At 69.0% G+C, this 24097-nt stretch carries 19 protein-coding genes, 1 other RNA gene and 1 pseudogene; 12 read left to right on the top strand and 9 right to left on the bottom strand.

Features of this window, described 5'->3' with window-relative positions:
• The first annotated feature begins 181 nt into the window (after positions 1-181).
• The 4 genes and pseudogenes from ssrA (at position 182) to RF650_RS03755 (ending at position 2427) form a co-directional block, all read left to right on the top strand.
• Positions 182-549, top strand: a transfer-messenger RNA (tmRNA) gene (gene ssrA, locus RF650_RS03770).
• A 199-nt stretch (positions 550-748) separates the two neighbouring features.
• On the top strand, positions 749-1069 hold the full coding sequence (locus RF650_RS03765) for a DUF3237 family protein (protein WP_368814110.1): 321 nt from the start codon (positions 749-751) through the stop codon (positions 1067-1069).
• Positions 1009-1260, top strand: a pseudogene (locus RF650_RS03760) (DUF3237 family protein); the annotation flags it as partial. The gene RF650_RS03765 and the pseudogene RF650_RS03760, both read left to right, overlap by 61 nt.
• A gap of 330 nt (positions 1261-1590) precedes the next feature.
• Positions 1591-2427, top strand: coding sequence for a DUF4190 domain-containing protein (locus RF650_RS03755; RefSeq protein ID WP_131332652.1), 837 nt, complete (start codon positions 1591-1593; stop codon positions 2425-2427).
• A 73-nt stretch (positions 2428-2500) separates the two neighbouring features.
• Here the strand turns inward: RF650_RS03755 and hisN are convergent, their stop codons facing one another.
• The 4 genes from hisN to RF650_RS03735 are packed head-to-tail and all read right to left on the bottom strand — an operon-like array spanning position 2501 to position 6326.
• Positions 2501-3307 (bottom strand): histidinol-phosphatase, encoded by an 807-nt coding sequence (gene hisN, locus RF650_RS03750; RefSeq protein WP_131332653.1) that lies wholly within the window; start codon positions 3305-3307, stop codon positions 2501-2503.
• A 4-nt stretch (positions 3308-3311) separates the two neighbouring features.
• Entirely contained in the window at positions 3312-4427 is a 1116-nt protein-coding gene (gene rsgA / locus RF650_RS03745; protein WP_311254109.1) for a ribosome small subunit-dependent GTPase A, read from the bottom strand.
• 4 nt (positions 4428-4431) lie between these two features.
• The gene (aroA, locus tag RF650_RS03740) at positions 4432-5772 is read right to left on the bottom strand and encodes a 3-phosphoshikimate 1-carboxyvinyltransferase (protein ID WP_368814109.1); all 1341 of its coding nucleotides are present in this window, start codon (positions 5770-5772) and stop codon (positions 4432-4434) included.
• Positions 5773-5789: 17 nt separating this feature from the next.
• Entirely contained in the window at positions 5790-6326 is a 537-nt protein-coding gene (locus tag RF650_RS03735) for a DoxX family protein (protein WP_064845833.1), read from the bottom strand.
• Between the two features lie 210 nt (positions 6327-6536).
• Here RF650_RS03735 and RF650_RS03730 point away from each other — a divergent pair, with 210 nt between their 5' ends.
• Together RF650_RS03730 and rsrA are read left to right on the top strand one after the other, a co-directional pair.
• A complete protein-coding gene (locus tag RF650_RS03730; protein WP_131332656.1) occupies positions 6537-7217 on the top strand; it encodes a sigma-70 family RNA polymerase sigma factor in 681 nt (226 codons plus the stop codon).
• Between the two features lie 3 nt (positions 7218-7220).
• On the top strand, positions 7221-7487 hold the full coding sequence (gene rsrA / locus RF650_RS03725; RefSeq protein WP_131332657.1) for a mycothiol system anti-sigma-R factor: 267 nt from the start codon (positions 7221-7223) through the stop codon (positions 7485-7487).
• A gap of 454 nt (positions 7488-7941) precedes the next feature.
• Here rsrA and RF650_RS03720 read toward each other — a convergent pair whose 3' ends face one another.
• Positions 7942-8541: a GDSL-type esterase/lipase family protein gene (locus RF650_RS03720; RefSeq protein WP_098054024.1), complete on the bottom strand. Its 600-nt coding sequence runs from the start codon at positions 8539-8541 to the stop codon at positions 7942-7944.
• Positions 8542-8672: 131 nt separating this feature from the next.
• Positions 8673-12623 carry a multifunctional oxoglutarate decarboxylase/oxoglutarate dehydrogenase thiamine pyrophosphate-binding subunit/dihydrolipoyllysine-residue succinyltransferase subunit gene (locus RF650_RS03715; protein ID WP_131332658.1) on the bottom strand — a complete coding sequence of 1317 codons (3951 nt, stop codon included), beginning with the start codon at positions 12621-12623 and terminating at the stop codon, positions 8673-8675.
• A gap of 223 nt (positions 12624-12846) precedes the next feature.
• Here RF650_RS03715 and RF650_RS03710 point away from each other — a divergent pair, with 223 nt between their 5' ends.
• From RF650_RS03710 to RF650_RS03695, 4 genes are all read left to right on the top strand, one after another.
• On the top strand, positions 12847-14304 hold the full coding sequence (locus tag RF650_RS03710; protein WP_131332659.1) for a GuaB1 family IMP dehydrogenase-related protein: 1458 nt from the start codon (positions 12847-12849) through the stop codon (positions 14302-14304).
• Between the two features lie 115 nt (positions 14305-14419).
• A complete protein-coding gene (locus RF650_RS03705; protein WP_131332660.1) occupies positions 14420-15379 on the top strand; it encodes a metal ABC transporter solute-binding protein, Zn/Mn family in 960 nt (319 codons plus the stop codon).
• Between the two features lie 4 nt (positions 15380-15383).
• Positions 15384-16235 carry a metal ABC transporter ATP-binding protein gene (locus tag RF650_RS03700; RefSeq protein WP_193519888.1) on the top strand — a complete coding sequence of 284 codons (852 nt, stop codon included), beginning with the start codon at positions 15384-15386 and terminating at the stop codon, positions 16233-16235.
• Positions 16232-17227: a metal ABC transporter permease gene (locus RF650_RS03695; protein WP_367404761.1), complete on the top strand. Its 996-nt coding sequence runs from the start codon at positions 16232-16234 to the stop codon at positions 17225-17227. Before RF650_RS03700 ends, RF650_RS03695 begins: the two co-directional genes overlap by 4 nt.
• Here the strand turns inward: RF650_RS03695 and RF650_RS03690 are convergent.
• Positions 17149-18099, bottom strand: a complete 951-nt coding sequence (locus tag RF650_RS03690; protein WP_368814108.1) for a diacylglycerol kinase family protein — start codon at positions 18097-18099, stop codon at positions 17149-17151. The two genes, RF650_RS03695 and RF650_RS03690, sit on opposite strands and share 79 nt — an antisense overlap.
• Before the next feature lie 5 nt (positions 18100-18104).
• Positions 18105-18566, bottom strand: coding sequence for a Fur family transcriptional regulator (locus tag RF650_RS03685; protein WP_368814107.1), 462 nt, complete (start codon positions 18564-18566; stop codon positions 18105-18107).
• 105 nt (positions 18567-18671) lie between these two features.
• On the opposite strand from RF650_RS03685, the gene RF650_RS03680 reads away from it, so the two are divergent.
• Positions 18672-19334 (top strand): MBL fold metallo-hydrolase, encoded by a 663-nt coding sequence (locus RF650_RS03680; RefSeq protein ID WP_313361899.1) that lies wholly within the window; start codon positions 18672-18674, stop codon positions 19332-19334.
• 46 nt (positions 19335-19380) lie between these two features.
• Positions 19381-19809, top strand: a complete 429-nt coding sequence (locus RF650_RS03675) for an HIT family protein (protein ID WP_368814106.1) — start codon at positions 19381-19383, stop codon at positions 19807-19809.
• Between the two features lie 79 nt (positions 19810-19888).
• On the opposite strand, the gene hrpA is transcribed toward RF650_RS03675, so the two are convergent.
• Positions 19889-24016 (bottom strand): ATP-dependent RNA helicase HrpA, encoded by a 4128-nt coding sequence (gene hrpA, locus RF650_RS03670; protein WP_368814105.1) that lies wholly within the window; start codon positions 24014-24016, stop codon positions 19889-19891.
• Positions 24017-24097: the final 81 nt, after the last annotated feature.

The raw sequence follows: 24097 nt of genomic DNA, 5'->3' as shown, positions 1-24097 counted from the left end.
CATCCCGCGGGGGAGGGCCAGGGCAGGGCAGCACGGGTGGAGCCGGCGCAGTCCGAGGAGCCCGGTCCGCAATCCCTGCCGATTTGACGGTGTGGCTAGGGCGGGCGTATTCTGATGTGTCCACGCGCGGGCGAGTCACTGAGATCCGTCGGCACGTGGAAGCTCATTGAAAAATGAATACGGGGATGATCGGTTTCGACGATGTGAGTTGAGACAGGGGAAGCGGGTCGAGGACGCAGAGTTATCTCGTAAACGCTCTCTGTAAAACAATAAGTGCCAAATCCAAGCGCACTGACTTCGCTCTCGCTGCGTAAGTAGCGACAGCAGTCTGGCAGCCCAGGTTTACCTTCGACCTGGATCCTGCCATCAGCTAGAAGGTCACTGCTGCGGACGCAGGTTACGGGCGTTCGTGGGACTCTTACGTAACTGAGTTCGGCGGTCACTCGTGTGCGAGATGACCGGAACTGAGAAACCTGTAAGCACACTGCACCCGGAGAAGCCCTGACAATGCTGCATCGGACGGGGGTTCAATTCCCCCCATCTCCACTGTCGTCCTGTCCCAGGACGTGAAAAGACCCTGAACCATTGGTTCAGGGTCTTTTTGTTTGCCTGAGCCCGGGAACATCTGAGTCCCGAAAAAGCACGCGGCCGATGGCTCCGAGTGCGTTATCGGGACATATTTGTGTCCAGGGGTCCGCGTTCGGAAGGGCGAGCACGGGAGCCCGGCGGGCCCGAGGCCCATGTCCGCATGCGTGCCCGACCGGCGGGAGTCCTCGGGCCTAGGGTGGAGGCAGGACGGACCCCACAGTCCCCAGTCCTTCGGCACGCGTTCACCGTGCGGGTGGAAGTGGCCGCACCCCTGACCGTGGGCCGGACCGCCGTCGGGACATGCAGGGTCGCACCGATCACCGGCGGCGCAGTGACCGGTCCTCACGGCTCCGGGCGTGTGCTGCCCGCGGGAGCCGATGACCAGGTGGTTGGAACCAAGGCTCCTGGCTCGAGGCCAAGTACGTTCTGGAAATCGCCCACGGTCACCCGGTCTACGTGGACAACCGCGCCGTGCGGGTGACCAGCGCGGAGGACTCCCGGACCATCGCCCAGGGGATCCCGGTGGACCCACAGCGGGTGTGCTTCCGATGCGCGCCCGTGCTCACCGCGGACGAGGACGGTCCGTGGGGGTGGCTCAACCGCAGCGTGTTCGTGGGATCGGGGGAGCGGGACCCGGACCGTGTCCGCCTGGAGATCTTTGCGGTGCAGTGAGGCGTGGAGAAGTGCGGTGAGGTGGGCCGACCTTACCTGGGGGCGGAGGTCCCCGGCAGGGACCTTCCGCACCTTGCAGCGGTGGGCCCGGGCCTGTGCAGTCCGCACATGGAACGAGGACCAGGACCCACGCCCGCGCCCCGGGAACATCTGTGCTGCGATAAAACCGTGTACCGGCCGGTACATGTGCGTGGTGCAGCACAGTGGTTCAAGGCGGCCGGAAGGGGTGTGCCCGAGCGGGGTGGGCTGGGGCGTCCCCCGGTGTTCCCGGCGCGATGTGGAAGACTTGAGCCGGAAACCCATCATCGAAACCGAGAGGTAGGCGCTTCCATGAGTGAGCGGTCCAACGATCAGGCGGGTTCGTCCTCGGCCTCCCACCGGGACCAGCCGCAGTACGGTCAGTACTCCGACGACCGGGTTCAGAGTGCGGGCGGGACGCAGCAGCCCGAGTACGGCCAGTACAGCGATCCGTCCGCTCAACAGGGCGGCCAGGGTTACGGGAACAACGCCTCCCAGGCCGGCGGCTACGGCACCGCCGGACAGTCCGGCACGTCCGATCAGTACGGCTCGTCCAACCAGTACGGTGCCTCCACCCAGTACGGTGGTGACGACCAGTACGGCCAGTCCGGTCAGCAGTCCTACGGAGGCCAGGCTTACGGTAATCATGGCTACGGCAACCAGGGCTACGGCGCCGGCGGCTACCCCCAGCAGGGTTACGGCGTCCAGGGCCAGGACACCCAGGGTCGCTACCCCACGCACTACCAGAACGAGTACAACCAGGGTGGTTACGACAACCAGGACGGCTACGGCAACCCCTACGCTCCGGTGCCGGGCCGCGGGCTGGGCATCGCCTCACTGGTGCTCGGTATCCTGGGCATCCTCACGTTCTGGCTCGCCGGTCTGGGCGGTGTACTGGGCCTCGTGGGCCTGATCCTCGGCATCATCGGCGTGGTCAAGATCCGTAAGTCGCGCCGTGGTTCCCCGGCACTCGCGGTCGTGGGCATCGTACTCTCCGCACTCGCGCTGCTGGGAGGCATCCTGATGGCCGTGCTGTTCGCCTGGGTCTTCGGTCAGGCCGCCGACTGCATGGACCTCGCGGTGGCCGGAAACGACGCCGCGTACCAGGAGTGCGTGCAGAACGCCCTCAACGATTCCTTGAACTCCTGAGGTCCCCGCGGGTGATCCCGCCCCTCGGATGAGACGGACGAGCCCGGTGTCACGCACGTGACACCGGGCTCGTTCAGTCCTGGGGGGCGCCGGTACCGAGGACGTCCAGAGCGGCGTGGTGCAGGAGACCGTTGCTGGCCAGGGCGTTGTCCCCGAAGGGACCGTCCTGCCCGGCCAGGGACGTGAAACGCCCGCCGGCCTCGGTGACGATGGGCACGAGCGCGGCCATGTCGTAGAGGTTGAGTTCGGGTTCGCACGCGAGGTCCACCGCGCCCTCGGCGACCATACAGTAGGACCAGAAGTCCCCGTAGGCCCGCGTGCGCCACACGGAATCGGTGAGCTCGATGAACTGCTGGCGCACACCCAGATCCCGCCATCCGCTCAGGGACGAGTAGGACAGCGATGCGTCCGAGAGCTGGTTGACTGAGGAGACCGACAAGCGCGTGGCCTGCGAGAGTGAGCGCCCCGTGAAGGCCCCCGACCCGGCGGCGGCCCACCAACGGCGGTTGAGCGCCGGCGCGGACACCACGCCCAACACCACCTCACCGTCCTCGATCAAACCGATCAGCGTGGCCCACACGGGTACGCCGCGCACGTAGTTCTTGGTGCCGTCGATCGGGTCGATGACCCACTGGCGGCCGCCCGAACCCGTGGTCCCGAACTCCTCACCGATCACGGCGTCCCGGTTGCGTACGCGCCCCAGTTGCGCGCGGATCACTTGTTCGGCCTCGCGGTCCGCGTCCGTCACGGGTGTGAGATCGGGTTTGGTCTCCACGGTGAGGTCCTGGGACTTGAACCGTTTCATGGTCAGTCCGTCCACGGAATCCGCGAGGATGTGGGCCAGGCGGAGGTCGTCCGTGTAACTGCTGGGTGCACGCATGCGTCTACGTTATCGCTTGTCCGAGCTGCTTCTCGCTGTCCCCCCGCTGTGTCTGCCCGCGCGACGCCGCGAGCAACCTGCGCAGCGATTCGAGCCGCTGCGGGGCCGCCGGGGAGGCCCCCGGGCGGTGCACCCACGCGTCCAGCGCGCACCCGGGGGAATCCTCCGTGTGCAGGCACCCGCGAGGACAGTCTGCGGTGGCGGGGACCAGGTCGGTGAACGCGTTGAGCAGTTCCTCCTCGGGCACGTGGGCCAGACCCAGGGAACGGATCCCGGGAGTGTCCACGACCCAGGTCCCGGGGCGGGTTCCGGGCACCGTGAGAGCGCGCGCGGAGGACGACGTGTGCCGGCCACGGCCCGTGACGTCGTTGACGCCGCCGGTGGCCCGCTGCGCTCCCGTGAGGGCGTTGACCAGCGTGGACTTGCCCACGCCGGAGGGCCCCAGGAACACGCTCACATGACCGTCCAGCAACGACCGCAACCGCTCGAGGGAATCGGGGGACACGGCCAGGGACTGCTCGTGGATGCCGGCCTCGGGTCGTTCGCCGCGGTCGGTCGCGCGCTGCGTGCTGAGGGTGATCACGTCCAGGTCGTGGAGGTAGTCCAGGAACTCCGTGGGATCGGCCAGATCGGACTTGGTCATGCACACCACGGGGGTGATTCCCGCGTCCCATGCCGCCACCAACCCGCGGTCCACGAATCCCGTGCGGGGGGTGGGAGAGGCCGCCGCGAGCACGAGCACGAGCCGGTCCGCGTTCGCCACGATCACGCGTTCCACGGGATCGGTGTCATCGGCACTGCGACGCAGCACGGTGGTGCGCGGTTCGATCCGCACGATGCGTGCCAGGGTGTCCGGGGCACCGGTGACGTCACCCACGACGCCCACGAGATCCCCGGGCACGATGGGCCGGCGCCGCAGCTCCTTGGCGCGCACGCACGTCACCGTGCGCGGTTGTTCCTCGTCCTCTCCCACCACGCACGTGTACCGGCCGCGGTCCACGGCCACCACACGTACGATCACGGCGTCCTCGTGCGTGGGTCGCCGCTTGGTGCGAGGGCGGGAGCCGCGCTTGTTCGCGCGGATCCGGACGTCGGACTCGTCCCAGGTCCTGCGGGCCACTGCGTCAGGAACCCCGCCGCACGAGGCGGTCCCACATGCCCGGGAAATCGGGAAGCGTCTTGGCGGTGGTGGCGACGTTCTCCACCCGGATCCCGGGCACGCGCAGGCCCAGGATGGCTCCCGCGGTGGCCATGCGGTGGTCGTGATAGCTGTGGAAGACTCCGGCGTGCAGCTCAGCGGGGGTGATCAGGAGTCCGTCCGCGGTCTCCTCCACGTTCCCACCCAGCGCGTTGAGCTCGGTGCTCAACGCGGCGAGCCGATCGGTCTCGTGCCCGCGCAGGTGGGCGATACCGCGCAGCACGGAGGGGCCGGTGGCTAGCGCGCAGATCGCGGCCACGGTGGGCGCGAGCTCGCCGGCTTCTGAGAGATCCAGGTCCACCCCGGCGATCTCGTCCGGGCCGGTCACGGTGAACGTGCCGCCCTGCACACGGACGTCCGCGCCGAACAGGGGCAGGATCCGCCGCCACTGATCCCCGCCCTGCGTGGTGTGGGCGGGCCAGTCGGGGATGCTCACGGTCCCGCCCGTGACCACGGCCGCCGCCAGGAACGGTCCGGCGTTGGACAGGTCCGGTTCCACGGTCACGTCCAGGCCGGCGACGTCGCTCGGGCTGACCCGCCACGCGGCGTCACCGATGCGCTCGGCGGCCACACCGGCGTCGCGCAGCACGGACACGGTCATGTCCACGTGCGGTAGTGAGGGCACACCGGAGCCGCCCTCGTGGTGCAGTACGAGCGGGGAGTTGAAGCGCACCGCGGAGAGCAGTAGCGCGGAGACGAACTGGGACGAGCCGCTCGCGTCGATCGTCACGGTGCCCCCGGTCACCGATCCGGTGCCGACGACGCGCAACGGCAGCGTGCCCCGGCCGTCGTCCTCGACGGACACGCCGAGCTCGCGCAACCCCGCGATCACGGGACCCATGGGACGCACGCGCGCTCCGGCGTCGCCGTCGAAATCCACGACCCCGGAACATAGCGCCGCCAGGGGCGGGACGAAGCGCATCACGGTACCCGCAAGACCGCAGTCCACGGCCACGGGCCCGGTGAGAGTATGCGCGCGGGGCAGGGGGGTGATCCGCAGATCCGGACCGAACGGCCCCGGGTAAGGCAGCGCTTCGATCACCGCGCCCAACTGCTCGAGCGCGGTGATCATGAGCCTGCTGTCACGCGAGTGCAACGGCTTGCGCAGCACGGACGGTTCATCCGCGAGGGCCGCGAGGACCAGATACCTGTTGGTCAGGGACTTGGAACCGGGGACGGCCACCGTGCCTCTCACGGCGGCCCCCTCCGAGAAGGGGGCCCGCCAGTGAGCGGCATCCAGGGCTTGCGGTTCGCCGTTGCTCGGCATCACGTGGCGCGGTGCTCCTAGTTGGAAACGGCGTCCTGGACGGCCTTCTCGGCCTGCTCCAGCTTCTTCTTGGTGTCCTTGCCGACCTTGACCGCGTTCTTGCGGACATCGTCGGCGAGGTGGCTAGCGCGCCACACGAGGGACGGGTTGCCCGAAGTGTCCACGGCCGCGATCATCACGGCACCCAGCAGGGACACGTTCTTGAGCAGGTCCGACCGGCGGGCGGCCTTGCCCTCGGTGGTGCTCGCGTCCGCGGAGCGGTATTGGGTGTAGCCGTTGAGCGCGGTGGTGCCGAGCAGCACGGTGGACGACAGGCGCGGGAGCTTGCTCGCGGCGAGCAGCGACGCCGCGACGACCTGGGCGGCGGCGATGCCCTGTGCGACCTGAGCGCGGTTGGCGGTCACGGGGCGCACCTGCGGGGCGGCGCTCTCGAGGGCCTTGAGGACCGGGTCCAACTGCTTCGCGGCAGCGGACGAGTTGCGGAACGCGTTGACGCCCCCGGCGATGTAACCGGTGGCGAGCAGCGGGCGGGCGAGACGACGAACAATGCTCATGGTTCTCCTCCTTACGGCCCCGGCATCTCCGGGTACGCACTGTAGCCATCCTATCGGCCCGAGTTCGCGCCGCCGCCGGGAATACTCGCACGGCGCGTGCGTGTTATCCACGGTGTACAGAAGTGCCACATATGTGACGTAACACTCGGCAACGACCAGGGAAGTGGGTGACGGCGGAGGATGACGGCCCCCACCTTAGACTGGGACGTGATGAACGATCAGCGAACTCACGATTCCCATCCGGTGGAACACCCCGAAGAGGTGCCCGCCGGAGCGGAAACCACGCAGCAGCGCCGTGAGCGTTTCGAACGCGACGCCATGCAGTACGTGGACCAGCTCTACGCCGCGGCATTGCGCATGACCCGCAACCCGTCCGATGCCGAGGACCTAGTGCAGGAGGCCTACACCAAGGCGTTCTCCGCATTCCACCAGTACAAGCCGGGGACCAATCTCAAGGCCTGGTTGTACCGGATCCTGACCAACACGTACATCAACCTGTACCGCAAGCGGCAACGCGAACCGCGCCAGGCCAACACGGACACCGTGGAGGATTGGCAGCTGCACCGCGCGGAGTCGCACACCTCCACGGGACTGCGTTCTGCGGAGGCGGAGGCGTTGGACCACCTGCCGGATTCGGACGTCAAGCGAGCCCTGCAGGAGTTGCCCGAGGAGTTCCGTCTGGCGGTGTACTTCTCGGACGTGGAGGGATTCGCGTACAAGGAGATCTCCGAGATCATGGACACGCCCATCGGAACCGTGATGTCCAGGTTGCACCGTGGCCGCAAGCTTCTGCGCGAGAAACTGGGCGACTACGCCCAAGAACGAGGATTCGACACGTCCAAGGTCCAGAAGAAGACCAAGGACGGCGCACGAGCGAAGGATCGAGGCTAGAGCATGACCGCGAAACCGTGTCACAACGGCTGCACCGACGAACGCATCCAACGGATCTACGAGTACCTGGACGGGGCACTGACCACCGAGGACCTCGAGGAGATCCACGCGCACCTCACGGACTGCGCCGACTGCGAGCGCGAGTACAACCTGGAGTGCGTGATCCGCTCCGTGGTGAAGCGTTCGTGCTGCGAGACCGCGCCGGACGAGCTCAAGCGCTCGATCCTCGCGCGCATCGACGCCCAGTGCAACGAGCACCCCGCTGCCTGAGGACCGGGCGGCGCCGGTACCGGGCGGGATGAATCGCCGGCGGCACCCAGCGGCGTGAGTGCTCAGCCGCGCAGGGACCCGGGGAACGAAGTACCCGGTGACGCGGATCCCTCGGCCAGAGCGAAGCCCCCGTGACCGATGACGGTCACGGGGGCTTCGGGATGCGTTCGCCGAACCTCAGGAATTGGGCCGCTTGCCGCGGTTTGCCGAGTTCTTGCGACGATCCTTGCGCTTACGTCCACGCTTGCTCATGATGTACCTCCTGCGATGATTGGCTGGGACATCGTCTGTCAGTATCTCACATTCCGGGCGGTGCTCATGCCACCGCTTTGGTGTCGCCCATGCCATAGGGGTGCCCCCGGACCCTGCGGCCAGCGCCGCGGGTGGTATCACCCGGAACCGCCGCCACGCATTGCGGCGGTCGCCGCGGTCGCCACGGCGAGAGGCGAGAGCCTCAGCGCGGCTCGGGCAGCTGCAGCCAGTCGTACCACCCGCGGTGCAGCACAAGCCACGCGATGAGCCCGTAGCCGGCCTGACCGGGGTTGCCGTGGTTGGCGGCGAGGTCCTTGCGCCACTGCTCATGGTGCTGCAGGGGGTTGAACGTGTCCACGTACACGTGGTTGCGCCGCGTGGTCACGTCCCCGTAGGCCGCGGAGAGGTCCGCGATCTTGCGGTTGCGCTGCGGGTCCAGGGTGGGCGGGGGACCCACGACGAGTACCTTGGTGTTGTTCTGGGTGGCCTGGTCCACGATGTTGGCCATGTTCAGCCGGGACCGGGCGGAGGTGATCCCCAGGTCGATGTCCAGGGCGGACGGCGCGATCACCAGACGGTTGTCGCACGCGGAATCGAAGCGGCGGGAAGCTTCCGCGAACCAGTGGTCGTTGAGGGTCTCACTGCCCTGACCAGGCGCGGCGAGATTGTAGGCGTCCACGGGAACCACGTCTCGGGGGGTGCGCGCCATGACTCGTCCGAACCAGCCGAGCGCGCGGGGGTCGTCCACGCCGGCCAACAATTCGTCTCCCACGGCCACAATGCGGATCCTGCGTTGGTCCACTCTTCTTACATCCTTCGCTAGCTGGGACCCGGGGGGCCGTCTCGCGACGGCCCCCCGGGCGGATCATGCCCGGTGATCGGGCGGGGGCGTACGACGCCGCGCAGCTCGCGGTCCCGTGCGCCGGGCGGCACTCACTCGCCGCGGGCGAACGCCTGCTGCACCAGGGTCTCCAGCTCCGCCGTGTGGCGCTTGGCCGAGCCGTTGGCGGGGGAGGCCGAGGCGGGGCGGGACGCGAGCGTGACCGGGCGGTCCAGCTGCGGCACGAGGTTCACGGCCATGAACGGCCACGCACCCTGGTTGGCGGGTTCGTCCTGAGCCCACAGGATCCGGGCCTCCGGGTAGCGCGCCAGCTGTTCCTTGATCTCGTCCACGGGCAGCGGGTAGAGCTGCTCCACGCGCACGATCGCGGTGGAGTGGTCGTCCGACTTCTTCCGCTGGGTCACGAGGTCGTAGTACAACCGACCGGAGACCAGGATGACGTCGGTGACCTTGGCGTCGTCGAGCCCGGCGGTGTCCGGGATGACCGTCTGGAAGCCGCCCTGCGTGAACTCCTCCACCGGGGACGCCGCGGCCTTCAGGCGCAGCAGCTGCTTGGGCGTGGCCACGATCAGCGGCCGGCGCGGGCGCGAGTACGCCTGGCGGCGCAGCAGGTGGAAGTGGTTGGCCGGGGTGGAGGGCTGGGCCACGATCATGTTCTTCTCCGCGCACAGCACCAGGAAGCGCTCGATGCGCGCGGAGGAGTGGTCGGGTCCCTGGCCCTCGAAGCCGTGCGGCAACAGCATCACCAGGTTGGAGCGCTGACCCCACTTCTGTTCCGCGGAGGAGATGAACTCGTCCACGATGGTCTGCGCACCGTTGGTGAAGTCACCGAACTGCGCCTCCCACACCGTGAGCGCCTCGGGGCGTTCGACGGAGTAGCCGTACTCGAAGCCCAGCACGCCGTACTCGGAGAGCAAGGAGTTGTAGATCGAGAACCGTGCCTGGTCCGCGGAGAGGTGGTTCAGCGGGGTCCATTCGGCACCGTTCTCGGCGTCGAAGAACACCGCGTGGCGCTGCGTGAACGTACCGCGGCGCACGTCCTGACCGGACATCCGCACCGGGACACCGTCCATGAGCAGCGAACCGAAGGCCATGAGCTCGCCCATGCCCCAGTCGATCCCGCCCTCGCGCGTCATCTCGCGGCGCTTCTCCGCGAGCTTGTGCAGCTTGCGGTGCATCGTGAAGCCCTCGGGCAGGTCCACGTGGGCGTCACCGATGCGGTGAGCCGCTTCCTCGGAGATGGCCGTGGTCTTGGGCACGGACACCCCGGAATCGGCCTGCTGCGCGGACGGCCGCTCGATGTTGGCGATCGCGGCGGCGTCCCCGGTCACGAGCGGGACCGTGGAGGTCTGGGCCTCATGGGTCTCGGCGAAGACCCGCTCCAGACGCTCCTGGTAGTCCTTCAGAGCGCGGTCCGCTTCTTCCTGCGTGATGTCCCCGCGGCCCACGAGGTTCTCGGTGTAGACCTTGCGCGTGGAGCGCTTGCCGTCGATCAGGGAGTACATCAGCGGCTGGGTCATCGAGGGGTCGTCGCCCTCGTTGTGCCCGCGGCGGCGGTAGCACACCAGGTCGATCACGACGTCGCGCTGGAACCGCTGGCGGTACTCGAACGCGAGCTGCGCCACACGGGCCACGGCCTCGGGATCGTCCGCGTTGACGTGGAAGATCGGGGCCTGCACGGTACGCGCGACGTCCGTGGAGTACGTGGACGTGCGGCCCGCAGAGGGCGCGGTGGTGAAGCCCACCTGGTTGTTGACCACCACGTGGATGGTGCCACCCACGTTGTAGGCCTCGAGCCCGGACATCTGCATGACCTCGTAGACGATGCCCTGTCCGGCCATCGCGGCGTCACCGTGGACCTGGATGGGCAGCACGGGGTACTCACCGTTACCCTCCGGCCCGGCGCCCAGCACGTCCGTCTTGGCGCGGGCGATGCCCTCGATCACCGGGTCCGCGGCCTCCAGGTGGGAGGGGTTCGCGGCCAGGTACACCTGGGTCGCGTTGCCGTTGTCGGAGGTGAACACGCCCTCGGTGCCCAGGTGGTACTTCACGTCACCCGAGCCCTCGGCGGCGCGCGGGTCCTGGCTGCCCTCGAACTCGCGGAACACCTGGGCGTAGGACTTCCCGGCGATGTTGGTCAGCACGTTGAGGCGGCCGCGGTGGGCCATCGCGATGCCCACACCCGCGAGGGAAGCATCCGCGGCCTCGGAGATGATCGCGTCCAGCAGCGGGATCAGCGACTCGCCGCCCTCCAGCGAGAAGCGCTTCTGACCCACGTACTTGGTCTGCAGGAAGGTCTCGAAAGCCTCGGCGGCGTTGAGCCGCTCGAGGATGTGGAACTGCTCCTCGCGCGCGGGCTTCTGGTAGTCACGCTCGAGCTTGGACTGGAACCATTCGCGCTGCTCGGGCTCCTGGATGTGCATGTACTCCACGCCCACGGTGCGGCAGTAGGCATCCCGCAGCCGACCCAGGATCACGCGCAGCGTGAGCAGGCTCTGGCCGCCGAAACCGCCGGTGGGCCACTCGCGCTCCAGGTCCCACAGGGTGAGCCCGTAGGTGCGGATGTCCAGGTCCGGGTGCTTGCGCATCACGTACTCGAGCGGGTTGGTGTCCGCCATGAGGTGACCGCGCACGCGGTAGGAGTGGATCAGCTGCTGGATCCGGGCGACCTTGTTGATCTGGATCTCGGGGTTGACCTGGTTGTCCACGGCCCAGCGGACGGGCTCGTAGGGGATGCGCAGGGCCTCGAAGATGTGGTCGTAGAAGTCATCGCCGCCCAGCAGGTAGTGCTCCACGAGCTTAAGGAACTCACCCGAACCGGCGCCCTGGATCACGCGGTGGTCGTACGTAGACGTCAGGGTGATGACCTTGGAGACCGCGTTGCGTGCGATCGTGCGGGGGGAGGCACCCTTGTACTCGGCGGGGTAGTCCAGCGCACCCACGCCGATGATGCACGCCTGGCCCTTGGACAGTCGCGGCACCGAGTGCACGGTGCCGATGCCACCGGGGTTCGTCAGGGACACCGTGGTGCCCGCGTAGTCCTCCATGGTTAGCGCGCCATTGCGCCCGCGCTTGACGATGTCCTCGTACGAGGTCCAGAACTGCTGGAAGGACATCTCTTCCGCACCCTTGATGTTGGGCACCACCAGGTTGCGGGAACCGTCCTTGTTGGGGATGTCGATCGCGATCCCGAAGTTCACGTGCGCGGGATGCACCGCGGCGGGCTTGCCGTCCACCTCGTCGTAGATCACGTTCTGGGACGGGAAGTTGGCGAGCGCGCGGATCACGGCGTAGCCCACGAGGTGGGTGAAGGACACCTTGCCACCGCGGTTACGGGCCAGGTGCGAGTTGATCACCAGGCGGTTGTCGATCAGCAGCTTGGCGGGCACCGCGCGCACCGTGGTGGCGGTGGGCACGGTCAGGGAGGCGTCCATGTTGGCGGCCACGGCCTTGGCGGGACCGCGCAGCTTGACCACGGTGTCCTCGGCGGGTTTGTCCTGGCCCTTGTCCTTCGCACGGTCCTCCGGCTGCGCCCGGATGGGGCGCTTGGTTCCGGAGCCCTCGCTGGTCTCGGTCTCGGTGTCCACGCCTTCGGGTCGTCCCTTCGCCTTGGAACCGGTGGTCGACGGCGCCGGGGACTTGGCCCGCTGCGCCTTCCTGGGCGCCTCCGCGCCGGCACCGGAGGTGTTCTGCTCGGTCTTGGACGAGGTTGACGCCGTCCCGGAGGCGGGCTTGTTCTCGCCGAACGTCCCGGAGGAGGCCTTGTCCGCGGACGTCTTGGCGGCGGCGTCGTCGCGCCGTCCAGCGGGACGATCACCCCCGGACGTCCGCGCAGCCGCCCCCTGGGACGGGGCGGCTGCTGAGGTCTTGGTGTCGGACGTCTGGGTATCGGACTGGTCGTCGCCGACCATCTGTTCGAAGATGGGCCACCACTTCTTGTCCACCGAGTTCTTGTCCGCCTGGTACTTGTCGAACAGCTCGTCCACGAGCCATTCGTTGCCGGCAAATTCTTCAGGGATAAGGTGACGCGGCTGGTCTGGCACTAGTGATACGCCTCTTCCATCTGTGCTGGGTGTCCCGGGCGGCGAGCTGGTCCTTGCGGCCCTCGTGTGGCTCCCACGGAGCTTACCGGCCGCGGGACTTGCGAACTGGCTTCGCGCACGCAAAGCCGTACCGGTTTTTCAGTCTAGTGAGGCATCTGGACGGTTGCCACCTACCCGCCGGCCCGCCCGCCGGCCCGCGGCGGAGCACGTAGACTCTCCTTTTGTGCGATTCCTGACGACACCCACCACGGACCTGACCTACAATGACGTCTTCCTGGTGCCCTCGATGTCCCGGGTGACCTCCCGGTTCGACGTCGATCTGGCCCCCGCGGACGGCACCGGTTCCACCATCCCGCTCGTGGCCGCGAACATGACCGCGGTGACCGGGCGGCGCATGGTCGAGACCATGGCCCGGCGCGGCGGTCTGGGCATCCTGCCCCAGGACATCCCGCTGGACGTGATCGCGGAGGTGACCTCGTGGGTCAAGCAGCGCTCGCCGCGCTACGAGACCCCCGTGGTGATGCACCGCAGCAACACCGTGCACGACGCCCTGGGGATCATGCACAAACGCCCCCACGGCGTGGTCATCGTCGTGGACGCGGACGAGCACTACGCCGGCATGGTCCTGGACTCCGACTGCCGGGACGTGGACCGCTTCACCCAACTGGGGGACCTGGCGCATTCGGAGGGCCCCGAGTTCCAGGACAGCGACTTCCCCGTGGACTCCGACCCGGAGGTGTTGCGCGCCGCCTACGAGACGATGTCCGCCGCGCGCGTCAACGTGGCCCCGGTGCTGCGCGGACGCGAGGTCGTGGGCATCCTGACCCACCAGGGCCTGGTGCGTTCCACGATCTACGCACCCGCCCTGGACGACGACGGCCGGTTGCGCGTGGGTGCCGCGGTCGGAATCAACGGGGACGTCTCCGGCAAGGCCGAGCAACTGCTCGAGGCCGGGGTGGACGTCCTCGTGGTGGACACCGCCCACGGTCACCAGATCAAAGCGTTGGAGGCCGTGTCCACCGTGCGGGCCCTGCACCCCCGGGTGCCGATCGTGGCCGGCAACGTGGTCACCGCGGACGGCGTGCGGGACCTCGCGGGCGCGGGTGCCGACATCATCAAGGTGGGCGTGGGCCCCGGGGCCATGTGCACCACGCGCATGATGACCGCCGTGGGTCGCCCCCAGTTCTCCGCCGTGGTCGAGTGCGCGGAGGCCGCGGCCGATCTCGGCAAGCACGTGTGGGCCGACGGCGGGGTCAAGCACCCGCGCGACGTCGCCCTCGCGCTCGCGGCCGGCGCGAGCCAGGTGATGGTCGGATCCTGGTTCGCGGGCACGCACGAGAGCCCCGGTGAGATCAATATTGACGCCAACGGGCGCGCCTACAAGGAGTCCTTCGGGATGGCCTCGGCGCGCGCCGTGCGCCACCGCACTGCCGGGGAGGACCGCTTCGCGCGGGCCCGCAAGGCCCTGTTCGAGGAGGGCATCTCCAACTCCACCATGTACCTGGACCCCCAGCGCCCCGGCGTGGAGGACCTGCTGGACCACATCACCTCCGGGGTGCGCAGCTCCATGACGTACGCCGGTGCGGCCACGCTCGAGCAGTTCGCGGCGCGCGCCGTGGTGGGCATCCAGTCCCAGTCCGGGTACGACGAGGGCCGCCCCCGCTCGGAGTCCTGGGCCTGAGCGGCCCGTTCTCACCACGCCCCTTATTGAGAATGGTTCATGATATGCTCACGCACGGCTACATGACATTGATTCTCATTGGCGGGAGACGGGGGTCGGACGAGGGAGATGGACGATGACCGCAGGGCGCAGCGTGCGCAGGGGTAGGACGAGCGTGTTGGGCGCGGGCGTGGTGGTGGGTCTCGCGCTCGCCGGGTGTTCGAGCGGGACCGCGTCGGACGCGCAAGGTTCGCCCGGTGCGGGGAAGATCGCCGTGGTCACCTCCACGAACGTCTACTCGGACCTCGCGTCCCAGGTGGGTGGCGACAAGGTCTCCGCGACCCCCGTGATCGACTCGAGCGCCCAGGACCCCCACTCCTACGAGGCCACCCCCCAGGACCGGCTGAAGGTGGAGAAGGCGGACGTCGTGGTGTGCAACGGGGGTGGGTACGACCAGTTCATGACCGATCTGGCCTCCGGCGGCCAGCACGTGGTGGACGCCGTGGAGGCCTCCGGTCTGCAGCGAGAAGAGGACGCGCACGACGACCACGACCACGGCTCCGGGCACCACCACCACGGCGACTTCAACGAGCACGTGTGGTACGACGTCGAGAGCATGCAGATGGTCGTGGACCGCATGGCCGAGCAGCTCGGCCAGGTGGACCAGCAGAACGCCGAGTACTACCGGGACAACGCCGCACGCGTGAAGAACGAGCTCGGCACGGTCGAACAGAAGGTCGAGGGGATCAAGGCCTCGGGCGGATACATCGCGACCGAGCCTCTGCCCGGGTACCTCCTGCAAGACGCCGGCCTGCACGACGAGACCCCGCAGGCGTTCACCGAGGCCATCGACGCCGGCTCCGACGCCGCACCCGCGGTGCTCAACGACACCCTCGGGCTCGTCAAGGGCAGCGACGTGAAACTGCTCGCCCTCAACAAGCAGACCTCCACGGGGCAGACCGACCGGTTGCGCTCGGACGCCGGGGACGCCGGCAAGCCCGTGGTGGAGTTCACCGAGACCATCCCGGACGGGCTGAACTACCAGCAGTGGATGACGCAGAACGCGGACCGCGTGGCCCACGCGCTCCAGAAGTAGGGACATGAACGCACCCCAATCCGCACCCGAGGTGGCCGCCCGTTCCGGGGCCGACGACGCCGTCGTCCGGCTCAGGGACGCGCGCCTGGCCTTCGGGGACCGCACCCTGTGGTCCGGTCTGGACCTGGACGTCGCCCCGGGGGAGTACCTCGCGGTCCTGGGCTCCAACGGGACCGGCAAGACGAGCTTCCTGCGCGTGCTGCTGGGACTGCTCCCGCTCACGAGCGGGACCGTACGCGTCAACGGGACCCGTCCGCGGGCCGCCTCCGCCCGCGTGGGGTACGTGCCCCAACAGCGCGGCTTCCCGGCGCGCACGCCGCTGCGGGCCCGGGACCTCGTGGCGCAGGGCGTGGACGGGCACCGCTGGGGGATCCGACTGCATCCGCGCCGCGTGCACCGCACCGTGGACGAGTTGCTCGAACGCGTGGGTGCCACCGACTACGCCGACGCCCCCGTGGGCGTCCTGTCCGGGGGCGAGCAACAGCGCCTGCGCGTGGCCCAGGCGCTCGCTGCGGACCCCACGCTCGTGCTGTGCGACGAGGCCCTGCTGTCCCTGGACCTGCATCACCAGCACGTGGTGAGCGAACTCGTGCACGAACAACGTGAACGCAGCGGGTGCGCCGTGGTCTTCGTGACCCATGACGTGAACCCGATCATCGAGCACGTGGACCGGATCCTCTACCTGGCCAACGGCTCGTTCCGGATCGGCACGCCGGAGCAGGTGCTGCGTTCGGACGTGCTCTCCGAGCTGTACGGGACCCGCGTCGAGGTGCTGCACAGCAACGGTCGCATCCTCGTGGCCGGGCGCCCGGACAGCTCCCACCACACCGATTCCCCGGAGGAGCTGATCCTGTGAGCCTGGCCGCGATCGACTGGAACTCATTGTTCGGTTCCGTGTTCGTCTTCGACAACTACGGCGAACTGCTGTCCCTGCTGCGCAACTCCGTGTGGGCGGGCGCGGTGCTTGGCTTGGTGGGCGGGCTCGTGGGCACGTTCGTGATGATGCGCGATCTCGCGTTCTCGGTGCACGGGATCGCGGAGCTGTCCTTCGCCGGTGCCGCCGCGGCCCTGTTGGTCGGCTCCGATGTGGTCACCGGGTCCCTCGTGGGGTCCGTGCTCGCCGCGCTCATCATGGGGTTCATGGGCCTGCGCGCGCGGGAGGGCAACTCGTTCGTGGGCGTGCTCATGCCCTTCGGCCTGGGGCTCGGGATCCTCTTCCTGTCCCTCTACGAGGGCAGATCCTCCAACAAGTTCTCCTTGCTCACGGGCCAGATCGTCTCCGTGTCCTCCCTGCAGTTGACGTCGATGATCGTGCTGTCCGTGGTGGTGCTCGCCACGCTGCTTGTGGTGTGGCGGCCGCTGACGTTCGCGAGCACGGACCCGCTCGTGGCCCAGGCCAAGGGGCTGCCGATGCGCTCGTTGGCGATCGTGTTCATGGTCGTGCTGGGGATCTCGGTCGCGATGTCCGTGCAGATCGTGGGCGCGCTGCTCGTGCTCGCGCTTCTGATCACCCCGGCCGCGGCGGCCATGAACCTCACCTCGAGTCCCGCGCGCACCGTGGTGCTCTCCGTGGTCTTCGCCGAGCTCGCCATGGTGGGCGGGATCCTCCTGGCGCTGGGCGGCAACGTCCCGATCAGCCCGTACGTCACGACCATCTCGTTCGTCGTGTGGCTCGTCTCGCGGTGCGTGCGCGCGGCGCGTGAGCGCTCGTCGTCGTATCGCCGTTCGACACCGCGGTCGACGACGCCGCTCGGCGCCGGTCGCGCGGTTCAGAGCAGGACGCGCACCGCGGCGGGGAGCACCTTGAGCGAGGCGGGCAGCGGACCCAACCGTTCGCCGTCGCCGTAGGCCGCGTCCCGCGGCTCGGAAGGGATACCGTGGGCCGCGACGGTCGCGGCCGTGGCGGGCACCACGGTGACCTCCCGCAGGGATTCGTGCGTGCCCAGGAACAAGCGGGGGAATAGCCACGCGAGCCGCAGCGCGCCCACGTCGGAGACCATGAACAGCTCACCCGAGCCGTCCGTGGGATCCGCGCGGGGAACGATGGTCAGCCCGCCCCCGATCGACGAGGTGTTGGTCAGTGCCAGGAAGGTCAGCGTGCGGTCACTCACGTGGCACGCGCCGTCCGGGCCGGTCCAGCTCAGGTCGTAACGCCGCGCGCGCATTGAGACGGCCTCCACGGCGAGCGCGGCGACGTACTTGACCGAGTGCGTGACGCTGGACCAGCGGTTGGCGCGCGCGTTCACGCGGGCGTCGAGGCCGAGGCACACCGCGGTCGCGCACACGTGGTGGCTGCCGTCCGCGCACGTGACGTGCACGAGGTCCATGCTGCGTTCGGGGGACTCGAGTCCGCGCAGCACCCGGCCCGCCGCGCGTTCGACGTCCCCCACGGGTACACCGTGGAACCGGGCCAGATCGTTGCCGGAACCGGCCGGGATCAGCCCGAACGGGAACTCGACGCCCTGCTCGCGCAACCGGTTCAGTGACTGCAGGACCAGGTGGACCATGCCGTCTCCGCCGACCGCGACGACCGCGGCGATCCGGGTGGACGCGTTGCGCAGGGTCGCGGTGAGATCGCGGGAGAGGGCCTGGGCGGTGGCCGCGCTGAGCGGTCGGGGGTCGAAGCCGCCGGCCCGCAGGATGCCCACGGCGCGCTCGCACGCGTTCCGGCCCACGAGGGAGGCGCCGTTGTGGACGAGCAGGATCTCGCGGCGCGACATCCGGGTCACCGGGCGGGTTTCGCGGTTTCTCGGGCGTCGGAGGACTCGACGCGGCCCCGGGTCCCGCACTCGGCACAGATCCCGGAGATCTCCACGGTGTGGTCCACGTCCGCGTAACCGTAGCGGCGCGCGGTCTCCTCCGCCCATGTCTCGACGTCCGGAGCTTCGAGTTCCACGGCCGCGCCGCACGAGCGGCACACGATGTGATGGTGGTGGTGCTCGGCCTCGCACCGGCGGTAGATGGCCTCGCCCTCGGCGTTGCGCAGCACGTCCACCTGACCCAGCTCGGCCATGGACTGCAGGATCCGGTACGTGGTGGCCAGGGACACCGACTGTCCGCGATCGCGCAACAGCCGGTGCAGGTCCTGCGTGGAGATGAAGTCCTCCAACCCCTGCAGCGCGCCGGTCACGGCACGGCGCTGCTTGGTGTTGCGAACCTCCGCGGTTCCGGTGGTCTTGGTGCTCAACCCAGGTGTCCTTTCCGCGAGCGGTCGTCCGGGACATCTTAACGTGCGGCGCGGACATGCACAGGCGGCGTCGTCACGGCCGGGCCGAGCCGCTAGGGTGAAGCCATGTTGCTGACCAAGTTCACCCACTCGTGCGTGCGCCTCGAGAAGGACGGCGCGGTGCTCGTGATCGACCCGGGTACGTTCTCCGAGGTCGAGGAGGCACTGCGCGGAGCGGACACGGTCCTCATCACCCACGAGCACCCGGACCACTACGACGCCGAGCGGCTGGGCGCCGCCCTTTCGGCGGATCCCGAGCTCACGGTGCATGCCCCGGGCCAGGTGATCGAGAAGCTCGCGGAGCACATCACGGACACGGACCGGTTGCACGCCGTGTCGGCGGACACCACGTTCACCGCGGGGCCGTTCTCCGTGGCCACGTACGGGGGTCAGCACGCACTGATCCACCCCCTCATCCCCACCATCGCCAACGTGGGCTACGTGATCGACGACGCCGTGTTCCACCCCGGGGACTCCTTCACCGTCCCGCACGGGCTCACCGTTCCCACGGTCCTGGTCCCGTTGCACGCCCCGTGGTCCAAGATGTCCGAAGTCATCGACTTCATCATCGCGACCCGCGCGCAACGGGTGTACCAGATCCACGACGCGCTGCTCTCCGAGACCGGCTTCGGTGTCGTGGAGAAGCAGGTCAAGCATTTCTCGCAGGTCTACGGGACCGAGTACCGGCACCTGGACACGCGCGAGAGCGTGGAGCTCCGCACCGCATGACCCATCCGGCCACCAGCCGGTTCCACCCGACGGAAAGGACATCACCGTGAGTTCAGTGTTCACCAGGATCATCGAGGGCGAACTGCCCGGCCGGTTCGTCTGGGCGGACGAGCACTGCGTGGGCTTCCTGTCCATCCAGCCCCTGTCCCAGGGCCACGTCCTGGTGGTCCCGCGCCAGGAGATCGACGCGTGGGTGGACCTACCCGTGGAGCTGGCCATGCACCTCATGAAGGTCAGCCAGTTGATCGGCAAGGCCATCGACTCCGCGTTCACGCCCAAACGGGTGGGGCTCATGATCCAGGGCTTCGAGGTGCCACACACCCACCTGCACGTGTGGCCCACCAATTCGATCGAGGAGTTCGACTTCGCCCAGGTGGATCAGGACCCGGACCCCGCGGTCCTGGACGAGTCGGCCCGCCGGATCCGCGAGGCCCTCGAGGCCCAGGGCCACCACGACGAGGTCCCGCAGCAGTAGCGACCGACGGCCTCGCTCACGGGCACCGGCGGCAGGTCCATTGCACCCGTCGCCGGCGGGCTTCAACCGCCGGTGTCACTCAGCCGAGCTCGCGCAACCGCTTGCGGATCCGCTTCTCCGACACCGTGTGCGCGGTGCCCAGTTCCTGCGCGAAGAACGAAATGCGCAGTTCCTCGAGGTCCCAGCGCACGGCCCGCAGCGCAGAGGGCGTGGGTACGGTCGAGGGGACGGCGTCCACCGCGGCGCGGTACTCGGCCTCGAGATCGTGCACGGTCTGCATGGCCACGGCGTCCCGCTGCAGGTGGCCGGAGAGTTTGTCCAGGCGCACGTTGATCCCCGCGAGGTAGCGTGGCACGTGCTGCAGGGCCCGCCACCCGGTGCGGGCCACGAAGCCGGGATAGATCAAGCGGGAGAGCTGCTCGGACATGTCCTTGAACGCGGCGACCGCCCCGAGTGACCCGGGTTTCTTCAACCGTTTGCGCACGGTGTTGGACTCGGTGAGCGCGGTGGTCACGAGCGCGGTGACGGCGAAGACCGTGTCGATCAGCTCGGCGCGTACGTGCTCCGCGACCGCCCGGAACTGGTCCCGCGTGAACGGCGGCTCCGCGGGTACCAGCCGGTCGATCGCGGCGATCGTGCAATCGGTGATGAGCGCCTCGACCGAACCGTGGGGGTTCTGGGTAAAGATCAACCGTTCCTTCTGGCTCAGGTGGTCCACCACGTAGCGGTGCACGGACGGCAGGGTCCGGTGCAGCAGGGCGATCACGCCGTCGCGTTGCGCGGCGCGCTGTTCCTCCGCGTCGCTCAGGATCCGCAGGTCCACGCGGGGTGGCTGCGAAGCATCGGTGTCCCGCACCGCCACGAGTGTGGGGTATCCCGTGACCGTCTGACCCGCCACGGTCGTCTCCACGCGGCGCGGAGGATCGGGTTCGGGCCACGCCGTGAGGTCGGTGCGTTCCAGCGAGGCGGCCCGGGGTGCGCCGGATCCGGGGGAAGTCCCTGGGACCGGTCGCGCCGAGCCCCGCTTGCCGCGACCGCGACGGGCCGCGGCGGCGTCGTCACCGGACGAGGCCGAACCCTCGGTGCTGCCCCGAGCGGCGTCGTACAGCTGGGCCGCAGCGCCCCCGAGGGACTCGGCGAGCGCGGCGCGGACCTTGGGCCGCAGCCGCTGTTTGAGCTCCGTGAGGTCGTCGCCCCGGCCCAGTACCGAGTTGTGGGCGTCGCGCACCTCGAAGCGCATGCGCAGGTGGGCGGGCAGGGCCTCCGGGTGGAAGTCCGAGGCCTGGACGGGGTGGCCCCGCAACCGCCGCAGAACGGTGGCCAGGGACTCCAGGAGGGAATCGCGGGCCGGATCGAACTCGGCGTCCAGGTGCTTCACGGCGGTGACGGCGGTGTCCGGGGCGGGCACGAAGTTGCGCCGCACGGCCTTGGGCAGCGATTTGATCAGCGCGGTCACGAGCTCCACACGCAGCCCGGGGATGTGCCATTCGAACTGCTCGGGGGCCAGGCGGTCCAGGAACAGCACGGGAACCCGCACCGTGACGCCGTCCGCGGTCTCCGCCCCGGGCGCGAATTCGTAGTCCAGGTCCAGACTCAGCTCGCCGTCCGGGGATGCCACGGTCCAGGACCGCGGGAAGGAGGCCGTGTCCAGCTCCGCGACCTCGGGTGCGATCAGGTCCTCGGGAGTGAGGTCCAGCAGGTGCTCGTCCCGCTGGCGGGCCTTCTTCCACCACGCATCGAAATGCCGCTGGGAGACCACGTCCGCGGGCACGCGCGCGTCGTAGAAGTCGAACAGCACCTGGTCGTCCACGCGCAGGTCCTTGCGGCGCATGCGGTTCTCGAGCTCCTCGACCTGGGCCAGGGCCTTGCGATTGCGCTTGACGAACGTGTGGCGGGTCTGCCAGTCGCCCTCCACGAGTGCGTGGCGGATGAACAGTTCCCGGGAGAGTTCGGGATCGATCCGGGAGAACAACACGGGCCGCTCGGACACCACGGGCAGCCCGTAGAGCGTGACCTTCTCGTACGCCATCACGGCCCCGCGGGAACGGGACCAGTGGGGTTCGGAGTAGCTGCGCTTGACGAGCTGCGGCGCGATCTCCTCGGCCCACTCGGGCTTGATCGCCGCGTTGGTGCGCGCCCACAATCGGGAGGTCTCCACGAGCTCCGCGGACACGAGCCAGTCCGGGGACGTCCTGAACAGGGCCGAGCCCGGGAAGATCGCGAACTTGGTCCCGCGCGCGCCGCGGTACTCGCGCGTGCGTTCGTCCCGCGCGCCGATGTTGCTCAGCAGCCCGGACAGCAGGCTCTTGTGCACGGCCTCCTGGTGCGAGGCGACGTCGATCTCCCGGGACGCCCCGGCATCGATCCCCACCTGGCGTGCGATCTGTCGCAACTGCGCGTAGAGGTCCTGCCACTCGCGGATCCGCAGGAAGTTCAGGTACTCGCGTCGGCACAGCTTGCGGAACTGGGACGAGGACAGCTCGCTCTGCTGCTCCTGCAGGTACTGCCACAGCAGACCGTAGGACAGGAAGTCGGAGGTCTTGTCGCGGAAGCGCGCGTGGAACTCGTCCGCCGCCTGGCGCTTCTCGAGCGGGCGTTCCCGCGGGTCCTGCACCGTGAGCGCGGCCGTGAGCACGAGCACCTCGCGCACGCACCCCCGGCGCTGCGACTCCACGATCATCCGGCCCAGTCGCGGGTCCACCGGCAGCGCGGCGAGCACCTCGCCCGTGCGGGTCAGCGGACCCCGCGGTCCGCTCTGCCGACCGCGGTGGCGCCCGGACCGCGAGCGCCGCCCCCGGTGCCCGTCACGCGCGGACGACGACGCCGCGTCGTCGCCCGCGTCCGCCACGCCCGAGCGCAGGGCACCGAGTTCGCGCAGCAGCACCACGCCGTCCTTGACCGCGCGCGCATCGGGTTTCTGCACGAACGGGAACTGGGTGATGTCGTGGGGTTGCTCCACCACGCCCACCGAGATCATCTGCAGGATGACCGCAGCGAGGTTCGTGCGCAGGATCTCCGGGTCCGTGTACTCCGGCCGGGACTCGAAGTCCTCCTCGGAGTACAACCGGATGCACACGCCGTCGGACGTACGCCCCGAGCGCCCCGCGCGCTGCCGCGCCGACGCCTGGGAGATGCGCTCGATGGGCAGGCGCTGGACCTTGGTGCGCGCCGAGTACCGGGAGATCCGGGCGGTGCCCGGGTCGATCACGTACTTGATGCCCGGGACCGTGAGCGAGGTCTCGGCCACGTTGGTCGCGAGCACGATCCGGCGGTGCGAGGACGGCGCGAACACGCGGTTCTGTTCGGCCATGGACAGCCGCCCGAACAGCGGCAGGATCTGGGTCCCGGCCAGGGAGCGGTGCGAGTCGATGACCTTGTGCAGCGCGTCCTGGGCGTCCCGGATCTCACGCTCGCCCGCGAAGAACACGAGGATGTCCCCGCGGGGTTCGCGCGAGAGTTCCACGACGGCGTCGCACACGGCGTCGATCGGGTCGCGGTCCTCGTCCACGAGCCCGTCGCCGGTGTTGTCCTCGTCCTCGCCGCCGTCCCCGCTGCGCTCCTGGGCCAGTGGTCGGTAGCGGATCTCCACGGGGTAGGTGCGCCCGGAGACCTCGATGATCGGGGCGGGCTCTGGGTCGGCGTCCGGGTGCTGCGGGTCCGCCAGCACGAAGTGCTCGGCGAAGCGTTGCGGGTCGATCGTCGCGGACGTGATGACGACCTTCAGGTCCGGGCGCTGGGGGAGCAGTCGCTTGAGGTAGCCCAGCAGGAAGTCGATGTTGAGGGAGCGCTCGTGGGCCTCGTCGATGATGATCGCGTTGTAGCGCGACAGCTGCGGGTCGTGGCCGATCTCGGCCAGCAGGATGCCGTCCGTCATGAGCTTGATCCGCGAGTCCTTGCCCACCTCGGACGTGAAGCGCACCTGGTAGCCCACGGTGTCGCCCACGCGCTGCCCGAGTTCATGGGCGATGCGCTCGGCCACCGAACGCGCCGCAATCCTGCGCGGCTGGGTGTGACCGATCAGACCGCCGTCCCCCAGACCCAGCTCCAGACACATCTTGGGCAGCTGGGTGGTCTTGCCGGAACCGGTCTCACCCGCGATCACCACGACCTGGTGATCGCGGATCGCGGCCATAATGTCCTCCCGGCGCGCGCTGACGGGGAGGTCGTCCGGGTACACGATGCGGGGCTGGATGCGGGGCTCAGTCATGTCAACGGAAGAGTCTACGGGCCCCGGCCGACACGCGCCCACGGGCCGCTGCGGGAGCCCGACGACGCGCCCGATTGTCAG

The organism is Kocuria sp. CPCC 205297 (assembly GCF_040981035.1).
Classification (GTDB): domain Bacteria; phylum Actinomycetota; class Actinomycetes; order Actinomycetales; family Micrococcaceae; genus Kocuria; species Kocuria marina.
Note: the sequence above shows the minus strand (reverse complement) of the source record. Positions and strands in the feature narration are given on the sequence as shown.